11 protein-coding genes are annotated in these 12,898 nt (G+C 63.9%); 4 read left to right on the top strand and 7 right to left on the bottom strand.

Annotated elements, in window-relative coordinates; translation table 11 throughout:
- Positions 1–194: 194 nt before the first annotated feature.
- The 3 genes from PQ627_RS06480 (at position 195) to PQ627_RS06470 (ending at position 3,446) form a co-directional block, all read left to right on the top strand.
- Positions 195–1,076: a hypothetical protein gene (locus PQ627_RS06480; protein ID WP_274259423.1), complete on the top strand. Its 882-nt coding sequence runs from the start codon at positions 195–197 to the stop codon at positions 1,074–1,076.
- A 340-nt stretch (positions 1,077–1,416) separates the two neighbouring features.
- A complete protein-coding gene (locus tag PQ627_RS06475; RefSeq protein WP_274259422.1) occupies positions 1,417–2,082 on the top strand; it encodes a TenA family protein in 666 nt (221 codons plus the stop codon).
- 167 nt (positions 2,083–2,249) lie between these two features.
- Complete coding sequence (locus PQ627_RS06470) at positions 2,250–3,446, top strand: MFS transporter (protein ID WP_274259421.1); 1,197 nt, start codon at positions 2,250–2,252, stop codon at positions 3,444–3,446.
- A gap of 23 nt (positions 3,447–3,469) precedes the next feature.
- Here PQ627_RS06470 and PQ627_RS06465 read toward each other — a convergent pair whose 3' ends face one another.
- The 6 genes from PQ627_RS06465 to PQ627_RS06440 form a co-directional block, all read right to left on the bottom strand.
- On the bottom strand, positions 3,470–4,249 hold the full coding sequence (locus PQ627_RS06465) for an enoyl-CoA hydratase (protein WP_274259420.1): 780 nt from the start codon (positions 4,247–4,249) through the stop codon (positions 3,470–3,472).
- Positions 4,250–4,294: 45 nt separating this feature from the next.
- Entirely contained in the window at positions 4,295–5,218 is a 924-nt protein-coding gene (gene mmsB / locus PQ627_RS06460) for a 3-hydroxyisobutyrate dehydrogenase (protein ID WP_274259419.1), read from the bottom strand.
- A 10-nt stretch (positions 5,219–5,228) separates the two neighbouring features.
- Complete coding sequence (locus PQ627_RS06455) at positions 5,229–6,305, bottom strand: enoyl-CoA hydratase/isomerase family protein (RefSeq protein WP_274259418.1); 1,077 nt, start codon at positions 6,303–6,305, stop codon at positions 5,229–5,231.
- The gene (locus PQ627_RS06450; RefSeq protein WP_274259417.1) at positions 6,305–7,804 is read right to left on the bottom strand and encodes a CoA-acylating methylmalonate-semialdehyde dehydrogenase; all 1,500 of its coding nucleotides are present in this window, start codon (positions 7,802–7,804) and stop codon (positions 6,305–6,307) included. The genes PQ627_RS06455 and PQ627_RS06450 overlap by 1 nt, the downstream gene beginning before the upstream one ends.
- 139 nt (positions 7,805–7,943) lie before the next feature.
- Positions 7,944–9,335, bottom strand: coding sequence for a cryptochrome/photolyase family protein (locus tag PQ627_RS06445; RefSeq protein ID WP_274259416.1), 1,392 nt, complete (start codon positions 9,333–9,335; stop codon positions 7,944–7,946).
- A 117-nt stretch (positions 9,336–9,452) separates the two neighbouring features.
- Entirely contained in the window at positions 9,453–9,797 is a 345-nt protein-coding gene (locus PQ627_RS06440) for a hypothetical protein (protein ID WP_274259415.1), read from the bottom strand.
- 244 nt (positions 9,798–10,041) lie between these two features.
- On the opposite strand from PQ627_RS06440, the gene PQ627_RS06435 reads away from it, so the two are divergent.
- Positions 10,042–12,213: an amylo-alpha-1,6-glucosidase gene (locus PQ627_RS06435; protein WP_274259414.1), complete on the top strand. Its 2,172-nt coding sequence runs from the start codon at positions 10,042–10,044 to the stop codon at positions 12,211–12,213.
- A 39-nt stretch (positions 12,214–12,252) separates the two neighbouring features.
- Here the strand turns inward: PQ627_RS06435 and hxlA are convergent, their stop codons facing one another.
- Complete coding sequence (gene hxlA, locus PQ627_RS06430; RefSeq protein WP_274259413.1) at positions 12,253–12,876, bottom strand: 3-hexulose-6-phosphate synthase; 624 nt, start codon at positions 12,874–12,876, stop codon at positions 12,253–12,255.
- Positions 12,877–12,898: the final 22 nt, after the last annotated feature.

Raw genomic sequence — 12,898 nt, 5'->3', positions numbered from 1 at the left:
CCCCCTCCCTGCCACCGGCGCCGATCTGAAGGAAACGGCCGTGGCCATCCACATGCCGGGAACCTAACCAAACCCCTCGGCGCTATCCTCAGGTCCTCGGTGGCGAAGAGCGAGTGGAAGATCCGGACCCGGCTGTACCCCTGCACCCCGCCGGGCGTATCCTGAGATTCCATTGCCGCAATGGGGAGTGGAGCATGGCCAAGGATCCGGAACAACGCCGCAGCGTACTTCTGCGCCGGCTGCTGTTGGCTGCGCTGGGCTCCTCCGCATGGATGATGTGGCTGGCGGGGTCGCCGGCCGCTGCGACGGATGTCGTTCCCTCTGTACCCCCGGCGCCCCTTACGACGCTAACCCAGCCTCTGCAAGCGCCCCCGGTCGTCGCGAGCTCCGACGCTGTGGATTCCGCCCCTGATCAGCTGCCGGGCATTCCGGACGTGCCTGCAGTCCCCGCGCCCCTTGAGGCGCCGCCCGCTCCGGCCATCCCTTCAGCGCCGCTCGTTCCGGATCTCCCGGCAGTGTCCCTCCCGGAGGCGCCGCCCGAGGCCGTGCTTCCCGAACTTCCCGCGATGGAAGATATCCCGGCCCTCCTGCCGGAGGTTCCAGCGCTTCCCGGGATTCCAGCGCTCCCTGAGCTGCCCGCGTTGATCACTGCCCCTCAAATTCTGGTCGACGGCGCTGTTTCACTGGCCGCACCCACGCCTCTGGTGGACGCAGCAGTGCCGGCAAGCGAAGCTTTGCCGACCCCCGCCGTCGTACTCCAGCCGCAACCTGGGGCGCGAGAACTGGCAGGCATCACGCTTCCCGCGCCCTTTTCGTTGCTTGACCCGGGGGTGGTTCCGCCCGCTGCAGTGCCCGGGCCCGTGAACCCGGCTCCGGCGCCGCCCCTGCACCCTGAGGTGACGCCAGCTGCTCCGGGCTCGTCTGAAGCCCGTGGCCCAAGCACTCCCGCTACCGGGTCCTGCGACGTTCCGGATGTCCTCTCCAACCTTCCTCCGCCACGGGACGGACCCGTGACGAACCAGGAGCGAAGACCAGCTTTGCAACCTTCGTTCGATCCCGGATCCCGCCCTGACTGATTCGGTGGTCCCTGCAGCGGCAGGCACCACCACCTGCGACAACCGTCGCAGTCATTTCATCAGTCAGGAGGCACCCATGCTTCGCACGATCCAGTCCCCCGCCCGCAACAACGCAAAGGCATCCGCCAGCCAACGCATCGGCTATTGGCCCGACTTCGTCGGGAACTGGCCGGACCCGATGAACGCGGGAAGGGGTCCCAGGGCCTGCTGAAGGCACGACGCCCACAAAACACCAACGACGCCGGCCGGCCAGTCAACCCGACCGACCGGCCGGCGTCGTACTGTCTGAAGTCCGATGGTGGCTGCTAGGGTGCGGTTCTGAAACTCCAGGAGGAAACACGTGGGCTTTGCCGAAGAACTCAAGCACGACAGCATCAGCAACTGGGACGCAGCGATCAACCATCCGTTTGTGGATGGCTTGCTCGCCGGGACTCTTTCCGACGACGAACTGCGGCGCTACCTTGTTCAGGATTACCAGTTTTGCGATGCGTTCACTGCGCTCCTGGGACAGGCCGTGGCCTCCGCACCATCGTTGTCCTCACGCTTGGTGTTCGCACGGGTCCTGGGAGCCTTCGCTTCGGATGAAAACACCTACTTCCAGGACTGCTTCGATGAACTGGACGTCCCTGAGGCTGACAGGAACGCACCGACCCTCGGACGTGTGACCCGCGACTTCGATGCCCTCATGCGCGCCGCCCTGACCAGCCGCTCCTACCCGGACGTCCTCGCAGTCCTCATTGTTGCCGAGTGGCTTTACGGAGACTGGGCGGCACGGGCCGGGGATCCTGCCTCGTGGCCGGCCGCGCAGAAGCACGCGGAATGGATCCGCCTCCACAACAATCCCGAGTACAACGCCTGGGTGACGTGGCTCCGGGAGGAGTTCAACGCCGTCGAACCCGAATCGCCGGAGATCCGCGCGCGCGTCACAGAGACGTTCCGCGAGGCCGTCCGGCTGGAACTGGCGTTCTTTGGTGCCGCCCAGGACGCGTCGTCCGTTCCGGCCTGAGGCGTGAAAACTACACATCGCGGGAGTGTCTGTTGAGAGGTGTACTGACAGTACCTGTTAGAGGACCACACCCGGCCGTAGCCTAAAAGCCATGGCCAACACGAACGATGTCCGCGAATTCCTCAAGAGCCCACGGCCAGCGGAACGACAGTCACCCTGAGGACCGAATGAAAAAACTTCTCTTGCCCGGATCTGCGCTGCTCTGGGGCCTGCAGCTGGCCTTTCTGAGTCCTGCTCTGGCGCTGATTCTCGTCAACCTCTACGGTGCCACCACAGCTGACCTCGGATGGGTCCTCGGGATCTATAACGCAGGCGGGTTCCTCGCGGCGTTGCTGATACCGGCACGCGCCGACAAGACAAAGGACTACCTGGTACCAATGCTGGTGTGCGGCGGCCTGACGATACTGCTGGCGGGCGTCCTGTCGGCAGTCACGGCCCTGCCCATGGCCACCGTCGCCCTCGTGGTGCTGGGAGGTCCAGCAGGGGTCGGCAGCACGCTGCTGTTCGCGCATCTCCGCCACTCCGGTGGCCGGCCCTCCGATGTCATCAATGCCCGCGCCATCGTTTCCGTGGCATGGGTTGCCGGTCCCCCGCTGGCGACCTTCATCATCGGCTCGCTTGGCACCCGTGCCATCCTCTTGGCCGTCGCCGCGATTGCCGTCTTGAACATCATCACCACAGCGCTCTTGATACGGCAACGCACAGCAACAAGCACCAACGCTGACACAGACCCTCAAACCACACCGCAGTCTTCCGGCCCCGGGGAAACTCCGGTGGGGCTCCGGATGGTTGTACCAGTTACTTTCGCGTTCGTACTCCTGCAGGCCACAAACGCCACGGCCATGACAATCATGACTCTCTTCGTTCCCCAAACCCTGGGGCTGGATGTCATCTGGGCAGGCATCGCCCTCGGAGTTGCCGCAGCACTCGAGATCCCGGCTCTACTGCTATGCGGCCGACTAAGCGAACGGTTTTCCGCGCTCGGCCTGATCACCACCAGCTGCATCGCCGGGATAGCCTACTTTTCAGCATTGATGCTGGTTACTGAGCCCATCGGTCTCTTGGCCATCCAAATTTTCAATGCTTGGTCATTCGCAGGCATCGCCGGGATTGGCATGACTCTTTTTCAAGACATGATCCCCAGACCAGGGTTATCCACCGGGCTTTACATGAACACCAGAAGACTCGGGGCGATCGTTTCAGGACCCATTATCGCGATCGGGTCAATGACAATCTTGGGCCAACGAGGGATCTTCTTTGCCTGTGCCGCCCTCACGCTTGCAGGCCTGGCACTAATTGCTCTCGCGAACCGTGCAAGCAAAAAAATCCAGAAGCGTACCCGTGAGGACCTGACAGTGAGCTAGGCCCCCATGCCTAACCCTAGGCGTTACCGGTGCTTGAACTCCGGCTGGCGCTTCTCGCTGAACGCTGCCATGCCTTCCTTCTGGTCCTCCGTGGCGAAGAGCGAGTGGAAGATCCTGCGTTCAAACAGCACGCCCTGCGCCAGGCCGGTTTCGAAGGCCGCGTTGACCGCTTCCTTGGCCATCATCGCCACGGGCTTGGACTTGGACGCAATGACCTCGGCGGCTTTGACGGCTTCATCGATGACCTCTGCCGCGGGCACAATCCGGGAGACCAGACCGGCGCGCTCAGCCTCTTCAGCATCCATGAACCGGCCGGTGAGCACCATGTCCATGGCCTTGGATTTACCCACAGCCCGGGTGAGACGCTGCGAGCCACCCATGCCGGGGATGACGCCCAGGTTGATTTCGGGCTGGCCGAATTTTGCGTTGTCACCGGCGATGATGAAGTCGGCCATCATCGCCAGCTCACACCCGCCTCCCAGGGCAAATCCTGACACCGCGGCGATCACGGGGATCCGCAGACGGGTCAGGTCCTCCCAGTGCCGGAACCAGTCCGCCGCGTACATCTCCATGTAGCTGTTGGACGACATTTCCTTGATGTCGGCACCGGCCGCGAAAGCCTTGGCAGAGCCGGTGATCACCACAGCCCCAACTTCCGGATCCGTATCCATGGCCCGCACGGCGGCAACGAGTTCATTCATCAGGGCAGTATTGAGCGCATTCAACGCCGACGGCCGGTCCAGGGTCACCAAGCCCACGCGCCCACGCCGTTCCACCTGAATGTTGTTGTACTGCTCCGTCATGTTCTCCCTCTCCACCAAGCTCGTCATCAGTTCAGTTCCAACCTCTCACAGCGATTTATCGCGGATGTCCGTGATGATGCCGGAGAAGTCCCGTCCGGCACCCTCGCCGGCGGCAAAAGCATCGTAGATCCTGGACGCCAACGGCCCCATCTCCGCAGCGACGCCCGTGCTCTCCAGCGCATTCACGGCCAACCGCAGGTCCTTGGCCATCAAGGCTCCGGCAAAGCCGGGCTGGTAGTCACGGTTCGCCGGACTGGTGGGGACCGGCCCGGGAACAGGACAGTTGGTGGTCAACGCCCAGCACTGGCCGGAAGCATTGGAGGCTACGTCGAACAGCGCTTGATGCGTCAGGCCCAGTTTCTCGCCAAGCACGAAGGCCTCCGCAACAGCGATCATGGATACACCCAGGATCATGTTGTTGCAGACCTTCGCCGCCTGCCCGGCACCGTGGTCGCCGCAGTGGACAATCCGTTTGCCCATCAGTTCAAGGATCGGCTTGACGGTCTCGAAGTCTTCCGGCAGCGCCCCCACCATGAACGTGAGGGTGCCGGCTTCGGCTCCCACCACGCCGCCGGAAACAGGCGCGTCCACGGATCGGTGTCCGGCTTCCAACGCTATCTCCGCAGCTTGACGGGCCTCGTCCACATTGATCGTGGAGCAGTCAAGGAACAGGGTGTCCGGCTTGGCTGCGGCGAGCAAGCCCGGCCCGTCCACGCCCCGGTACGCGTCCAGCACATGCTTGCCGCTGGGCAGCATGGTCAGCACGACGGCGGCCTCCGCGGCAGCCTCGTGCGCCGATGACGCCATGGGAATCCCGTGGGCTTTGGCGGCCTCCACGGCGGCCGGAACCGGGTCATAGCCAATGACGTCGTGGCCCGCCTTGATCAAGTTGGCGGCCATGGGCCCACCCATATGGCCCAGGCCGAGGAAAGCGATGAGCCCCGTTGCCGATGCTGCGTTCTCTGTCATGTCGTCTCCTTCAACTCGACTCGACTGGACTTGATTGGACCGGGTTTGCCGAAAGGCCCAGTTCGCGCTCGCCCAGCGGCGCAAAGTAGCCCTCGACGTCGGACGCCGTCACCTCGGCGAGAGTGGCGGGCTTCCACTGCGGGTTCCGGTCCTTGTCCACCACCTGCGCACGGATCCCCTCGCGGAAATCGGGCCCGGACAGGCATCGGAGGCCAACGCGGTACTCCTGGTCCAGGGCTTCCTCCAACGACAGCCCGCGGACACGGCGCAACGACTCCAGGGTGACTTTGACCGACGTCGGGGATTTTGCCGTGATGGTGTCCGCGGCCTCGGCGGCCTCACCCCCGGCGTCGCGCAGGCGGTGCACAATCTCTTCCGCGTCATTGCCCGCGTAGCAGTCGTCGATCCACTCCCGCTGCGCCGCCAGAGCCGAGTCCGGCGCGGCTTGGGCAAAACGCTCGACGGCGGCCTCCGCCGTCGAGCTTTCCAGCGCTTCCGCCAGCGCGGGGAGGCCTTCGGACGGGACGTAGTAGTCCGCGAGCCCGAGGTAAAGGGCGTCCGCACCACCGAGGTGTGCGCCCGTCAGCGCGGCGTGGGTGCCGGCCTCTCCGGGTGCGCGGGACAGCAACAGCGTGCCACCGACGTCGGGTACGAAACCGATGGTCGTTTCGGGCATCCCGCTGCGGGTCCGTTCGGTGACTACGCGGTGGGAACCGTGCGCGGAAATGCCCACCCCACCGCCCAGCACCAGGCCGTCCATGAAAGCGACGTAGGGCTTGGGATAGTTGGCGATCAGGGCATTGAGCCGGTACTCGTCCGCCCAGAAATCCGCGGTCTCCGAGCCACCGTGGAGCATGTCCTTGTAGATGGCCACGATATCGCCACCGGCACACAGGCCCCGGTCCCCGGCGCCCTGCACCAGCACAGTGGCCACGGACTCGTCGTCCGCCCAGGCAAGCAACTGTTCGAGCATGGCCGTGACCATCCCCGCGTTCAGGGCGTTAACCGCTTTCGGTCGGTTGAGCGTCACGATACCCAGGTGGCCGCGGCGCTCGAAAAGAACGTCTGCTGTGTCCAAAGCCCCCATCAGCTGCCCGCCGGCATCACGAAGCTTGCGCCCTGGCGGATGCCGGAGGGCCACCGCGAGGTGACGGTCTTGGTCTTGGTGTAGAAGCGGAAAGCATCGGCGCCGTGCTGGTTGAGGTCACCGAAACCGGAGGCCTTCCAGCCGCCGAAGGTGTAATACGCGATCGGCACGGGAATCGGGACGTTGATGCCCACCATGCCCACTTCGACGCGGCTGGCGAAGTCGCGGGCGGAGTCGCCGTCGCGGGTGAAAATTGCGACGCCGTTGCCAAACTCGTGCTCGCTGCAGAGCCTTAGCGCTTCGTCGTAGTCGGCGGCACGCAGCACGCTGAGGACCGGTCCGAAGATCTCTTCCTTATAGATCTTCATGTCCTTGGTGACGTTGTCGAAGAGCGTGGGACCCACCCAGAAGCCGCCGTCGTAGCCCTCCACGGTCAGCCCGCGGCCGTCAGTGACCAGCGTTGCGCCCTCGTCGACGCCGGACTGGATGTAGCCCTCGATGCGCTCCTTCGCGGACTGCGCCACTACAGGACCGAAATCCGAGTCCTTGTCGAGACTGTGGCCGACTTTGAGTTCCTTGACTCGCTCCGTCAGCTTGGACACCAAGGCGTCTGCGGTTTCCTGGCCCACCGGCACAGCCACTGAGATAGCCATGCAGCGTTCGCCTGCGGAACCGTACCCGGCACCAATCAGGGCGTCGGCGGCCATGTCCAGGTCGGCGTCGGGCATGATTACCATGTGGTTCTTGGCACCGCCAAAGCATTGCGCCCGCTTGCCATGCGCCGCTGCGGTGGCGTAGATGTACTGGGCGATCGGAGTTGAACCGACGAAGCCGATCGCCTTGACGCGCGGGTCCTCCAGCAGGGCATCCACGGCTTCTTTGTCGCCGTTGATGACGTTGAAGACGCCATTGGGCACGCCGGCTTCGCTGTAGAGCTCGGCGAGACGGAGCGGGACGGAAGGGTCCCGTTCTGACGGCTTGAGGATGAACGCATTACCCGCGGCGAGCGCCGGGCCGGACTTCCAGAGCGGAATCATGGCCGGGAAGTTGAACGGGGTGATTCCCGCGACGACGCCCAGGGGCTGCCGCAGGGAATGAACGTCAATACCGGCACCGGCGTTGTCCGAGAACTCGCCCTTGAGCAGGTGCGGCGCTCCCGCGGAGAATTCGACCACCTCAATGCCGCGCTGGATGTCGCCCTTGGCATCGGCGAAGGTCTTGCCGTGCTCCGAGGACAGCAGCTTGGCGAGCTCGTCCATGTTGTCGTTCACCAGGTCCACGAACTTGAGGAGGATCCTGGCTCGCCGCTGCGGGTTCATGGCCGCCCATTCGAGCTGCCCCTTCTCGGCATTTGCGACGGCGTTGCGGACCTCGTCCGCGCTGGCCAACGGAAGCCGGGCCTGGACTTCTCCCGTGCAGGGATCGTAGACGTCGCTGAAGCGGCCGGATGTACCCTCAACCCTTTGGCCGTCTACGTAGTGTGAAAGCTCGCGCACCATGGTGGAAATGCTCCTTTGCATCGTGAATGACTGACCTTCCCGGAGTCCTGGGAATCGGCGGGAACACGTAAGGAACTGTGATCCAGGTCATCTCTAGACCCGAATATACTCGGACTTCCTACTAATTTCCAGAGGGGCGTCAGTGAACCTCTCTCATCCCCTTGTACGCTTCCAATGCCTCGGCGCGCGTCGTCTTGAGGTCAACGATCTCCTCCGGGTATTCGGGGGTGCCGAACTCCGGAATCCAATGGGCGATGTACTTCCCCTGCGGATCGAACTTCACGCGCTGGGCTTCGGGGTTGAAGATCCTGAAGAACGGTGAGGCATCGGCGCCGGACCCGGCCACCCACTGCCAGTTGGCCGGATTTGATGCCGGATCAGCGTCCACGAGCGTGTCCCAGAACCATTGCTCGCCCAGCTGCCAATGGATACCAAGGTTCTTCACCAGGAAGCTGGCTGCAACCATGCGCACACGGTTGTGCATCCAACCTGAATGCCACAGCTGGCGCTGGCCTGCGTCCACCATGGGGAACCCGGTGTTGCCCTTCTGCCAGGCACGCAGTTCTTCGGGGGCGGATTCGTGGCCCGGATGCTGGCCACCCCTTCCGTTGCTGCCGGGCCATGCCCACGGGAAGCGGTCGAATTCCGGGCGAAGGTTGGCCGTGGCCAGGTTCGGGTTGTGGAAGTACTGGTGCCAGCAAAATTCCCGCCACCCCAACTCGGACGCGAAGATCGAGACACTTTCGGATCGCTTCGAACCCAAAGCATGCCATACCTCGAACGGGCTGAGCTCGCCCCAGCGCAAATAGGGAGACAGGCGGCTGCTGCCCTCGGTATCCGGACGGTTCCTGCCCTCGCTGTAGTGGGACAGGCTCCCCGCCACGAACTTCTCCAGCACCCTGTGGCCTGCCGCTGAACCGGGCGTCCAGCTCTCAGCGAGCCCGCCGGACCAGTCCGGCTTGCTGGGCAGCAGATCCCAGGAGTCCAGCTCATCGTAGGCCGGCAGCTTACCGGTGAAGCCATGCCCCTTTTCCGGTACGGCCAAAGGGTCGCGAAATTCCTGCTCCGACACCGCCCGCCAGAAGGGCGTGAACACCTTGTACTGGCCGCCGGTCTTGGTGGTGACTTCCCAAGGCTCATGCAGCAGTGACGCCTGGAAGCTGGCAACGTGCAACCCGGCTTCGCCCGCCCAAGCCTTGATCCCGGCGTCGACCGTCCGCTCAGCCGCACCGTACCGCCGGTTCCAGTACAGCGCGCCCGCACCGAGCGTCGTCGTGGTCTTTCGGACAACGGAACCGGCATCGCCGCGGCGCAACAGCAAGGGGATGCCGAGCGCGGCGAGGTCTTCGCGGAGCGCGGCCAGCGAATGGTGCAGCCACCAGCGGGAAGCTCCGCCGTGGGGGCGGATTCCGGGCGATTCCTCGTCGAGGACGTATAAGGCGACGGCGGCGCCGTCGTCCACCGCGGCACGCAAGGCAGGGTTGTCGGCAACCCTCAGATCATCCCGGAACCACACAATGGACGGCTTCACGTAACCCCTCTCAGACGACGACCCCCGAAAACAGGAACAGCCCATGCCCCTCTTCGCATCCTAGGGGCATGAGCTGAAAAGCTGTTATTGGCCGTGCCGGATCAGCGGGCACGCGGCTTAAGCGATGGCCGCGACTGATTCCTCGTCGTCGCCCAAGAGCGCCGGGGCGGTGGCGTTGGCAGAACCGGTCCACATCGGGACGTTGTTGACAACGTAATCCCTGGCTGCAGGACCCACCATGGCCATACCAGGGTAGATCCGCTGGCCGTTTTCCTTGACAGGCTTCAGTCCATGCAAGGCCAAGGCAGTTTTGAAAGCGGAATCGGGGACTGGGACTTTGCGGCCAAGAACGCACCAACTGATGTACAGGCCATAGAGAGTGTCAAAGTCCAGGCCCTTCTCGGTATCGTCCTCGAACACCACGGAGTCACGCAGAAAAGAGCTGATTTGGGTGTCGGTCATTTTTTTGGGGCCTCTTCTTGCAGAAGTTAGGGCCGCCGGGCTGCATCAGCGAATGTCCTATTCCCTCACTATAGTCCCCTTTACCGTTCCCGGAAGAGAAAACGAGGTTAACTCTCAAAGGTCGCCGGTTGCCTTGCCGGCTCTGGCGCCGGTATGCCTGCGGGCGTACCGTCGTATCCATCCCCACAAGTGGACGGACGCGCGGCGTCCGGCACGGCTCAGGCGCACGGATAAGGAGCATCACGTGGCTGGATGGAATGCTGACACGGCAGCCGGTCCTCTTGGCTCGGGCACGGTGACTTTGATTGAAGGCTCATCCTTCTGTATTTCCGCGGCAAACGGGGACATCCATTCCGACGTACCCCACGGTGTGTTCCACCTCGACACGCGGATCCTGTCCACCTGGGAGCTCACCGTTAACGGACAGGTCATCGAACCCCTGGCAGCAGAAACCAGGGAGCCCTACCGCGCCTTCTTTGTGGGCCGGGTACCCCGCCCCGACGGCCACGCGGACAGCCCTTTACTGGTGGAGAGGCTGCGGGAAGTGGGAAATGGGATCCGCGAAGAAATTACCGTGCGGAATTACTCAAACCAAGTGGCTCAATGCCGCATCCTGCTCTCCGCCGACTCGGATTTTGCCGACCTTTTTGAAGTCAAGGAAGCACGGATTACCCGCCAATGGACCGAAACGCACCTGCCCGACGGCGACTCCATAGAAATCCGGGGAAAATGGGAGGACATCCGGAAAAGCGTCGTCATTCGTGCCGACGGTGCCGGCGCCGGGGCAAAAGCATTGGGTTTCACGGCCAAAATACCCGCCTACGGGAGTTGGAGCACCCGCGCCAGCGTGGTGCCGAAACCGCAAGGCACCGGAGCCGGGGCCACGTTCACCCACCAGGACAAGGGCGGACTCTCCCCCAGCGACCAACGCCGGCAGGATTGGGTGGCGCGGATCCCCGTTGTCCAGCTGAGCAACCGGTCGGTCGAAGACACCCTCCGCCGGAGTTACGAGGACCTGGGAGCACTCCGCATCCAGGACCCGGACCACCCTGAGAGGGTGGTGGTCGCCGCAGGTGCGCCGTGGTTCATGACGTTGTTCGGCCGCGATTCCCTGTGGGCCTCGGAAATGGCGCTGCCTGTGGACCCGTCCCTGGCATTGGGCACCTTGCGCACACTGGCCGACCGCCAGGGCACGGTGGTGGATGAGGCCACCGAGGAAGAACCCGGCAAGATCCTCCACGAAGTCCGGCTCGGCGTCTCCGGAGGCCTGGCCTTGGGCGGAAAGTCCGCGTACTACGGCAGCGTGGACGCCACGCCGCTGTTTGTGGTGGTCCTTGGCTCGGTCAGCCGTTGGGGTTTCGGCAAGGACGCCATTGCGTCCCTGCTCCCCCACGCCGACCGCGCCCTGCAGTGGATCCAGGACTACGGGGACCGCGACGGCGACGGTTTTGTGGAGTACGGCCGGCCCAACGAACACGGGCTCATCAACCAAGGCTGGAAGGACTCCTGGGACGGCATCAACTTCGCGGACGGCACGCTCGCCCAACCACCGCTGGCGCTCTGCGAGGTCCAGGCCTACGTGCACGGCGCCTATGTGGCGCGCGCCTGGATGGCGTACGACGACGGCGACCTCGCCTTGGCGGAAAGCCTGCGGCAACGGGCGGAAGACTTGAAGAGAAAGTTCAACGAGCAGTTCTGGTTGCCGGACAAGGGCTACTACGCGGTGGCCCTCGACCGGGACAAGAGGCCGGTGGACGCGTGCGCCTCCAACATGGGCCACTGTTTGTGGTTTGGTTTGATCGACGAGGACAAGGCGCCTGCTGTGGTGGAGCGGCTGATGTCCCCTGAGATGTTCAGTGGTTGGGGTGTCCGCACCCTGGCCAAAGACATGGGCGCCTATAACCCCGCCAGCTACCACAACGGTTCTGTATGGCCGCACGACAACGCCCTTATTGTTTCCGGGCTGCTGCGGTACGGCTTCGTGGAGGAAGCGCAGCGGATTGCCACGGCGATGCTTGAAGCAGCGGAAATCTCGGGCGACAGGTTGCCTGAGCTCTTCTGCGGTTTCGACCGCTCCCAGTTCCGCGAGCCTGTCCCCTACCCAACGGCCTGCTCGCCCCAGGCATGGGCCGCAACCACCCCCATTCACCTGGTCATGAGCCTGATGCGCTACGACACCCACATCTCCCTGGGCGGCATCTGGCTCGATCCCGTGCTGCCGGCCTCGTTCGGGGACCTGCATATCAGCAACGCCCCCATGGGCAGTGCACGGATCACGATAGACGCCTCCGGTACCGAAGCCTCGGTGACGGGCATCCCCGAGGGCCTGACAGTCCACCACGGGCAACGTCCGTGGATGTCGGAGTTGGTCGAGCGGGCGCATCACAGCAAGGAGCCCGGGAAAACGCCCTCGTGAGGACCCTTTCCCGGGCTATCTGGCGTTGGGAGCCGGCAGTTACTGGATGGCGGCCTTGAGTTCCTTGGCAGCCACTTCGGGATCCGAGGCACCGTAAATTGCGCTGCCTGCCACAGCTACATCGGCCCCGGCCAACTGCACCGCCGAGATGGTGGATGCATTGACGCCACCGGCAACGGAGAACGGCACGCGGGCCTCTTCCCCGGCGTTCAGGAGTCCGCGCAGGTCATAACCAGGCTGTGCTTGCTCATCCAGGCCGGCGTGGAATTCGATGAACTTCGCACCCAGGGCCCTGGCTTCCTTGGCACGGGAAACCTTGTCTGCCACGCCGATCAGGTCCACCACGATGCCCTTGTTGTGGGACTGTGCGGCCTTGACGGCACCGGCGATCGTGGAGTCATCCGCAGTTCCCAGGACAGACACCAGATCGGCGCCGGCCTTGAAGGCGATGTCCGCTTCGAGTTCTCCGGCGTCCATGGTCTTCATGTCTGCGAACACGATCTTGCCGGGGTGGGCTTCCTTGATGGCAGTGACGGCGGCCAGGCCCTCGGCCTTGATCAGGGGCGTCCCCAACTCGATGATGTCCACGTGCTCGGCTACCTTGCCGGCCAGTTCCAGGGCATCGTCGATGGTGAGGAGATCCAGTGCAACCTGCAGTTTCATGGTGTTCTGCTTTCTTTTGTGG

This window comes from Paenarthrobacter sp. AB444 (assembly GCF_028736865.1).
Classification (GTDB): Bacteria; Actinomycetota; Actinomycetes; order Actinomycetales; family Micrococcaceae; genus Arthrobacter; species Arthrobacter nicotinovorans_B.
Note: the sequence above shows the minus strand (reverse complement) of the source record. Positions and strands in the feature narration are given on the sequence as shown.

Excerpts from the sequence above, each read along its gene's own strand:
- PQ627_RS06450 (WP_274259417.1), bottom strand. The coding sequence starts at position 7,804 with ATGGTGCGCGAGCTTTCACACTACGTAGACGGCCAAAGGGTTGAGGGT.
- PQ627_RS06470 (WP_274259421.1), top strand. The coding sequence starts at position 2,250 with ATGAAAAAACTTCTCTTGCCCGGATCTGCGCTGCTCTGGGGCCTGCAG.
- mmsB (WP_274259419.1), bottom strand. The coding sequence starts at position 5,218 with ATGACAGAGAACGCAGCATCGGCAACGGGGCTCATCGCTTTCCTCGGC.
- PQ627_RS06440 (WP_274259415.1), bottom strand. The coding sequence starts at position 9,797 with ATGACCGACACCCAAATCAGCTCTTTTCTGCGTGACTCCGTGGTGTTC.
- PQ627_RS06455 (WP_274259418.1), bottom strand. The coding sequence starts at position 6,305 with ATGGGGGCTTTGGACACAGCAGACGTTCTTTTCGAGCGCCGCGGCCAC.
- PQ627_RS06480 (WP_274259423.1), top strand. The coding sequence starts at position 195 with ATGGCCAAGGATCCGGAACAACGCCGCAGCGTACTTCTGCGCCGGCTG.
- PQ627_RS06465 (WP_274259420.1), bottom strand. The coding sequence starts at position 4,249 with ATGACGGAGCAGTACAACAACATTCAGGTGGAACGGCGTGGGCGCGTG.
- hxlA (WP_274259413.1), bottom strand. The coding sequence starts at position 12,876 with ATGAAACTGCAGGTTGCACTGGATCTCCTCACCATCGACGATGCCCTG.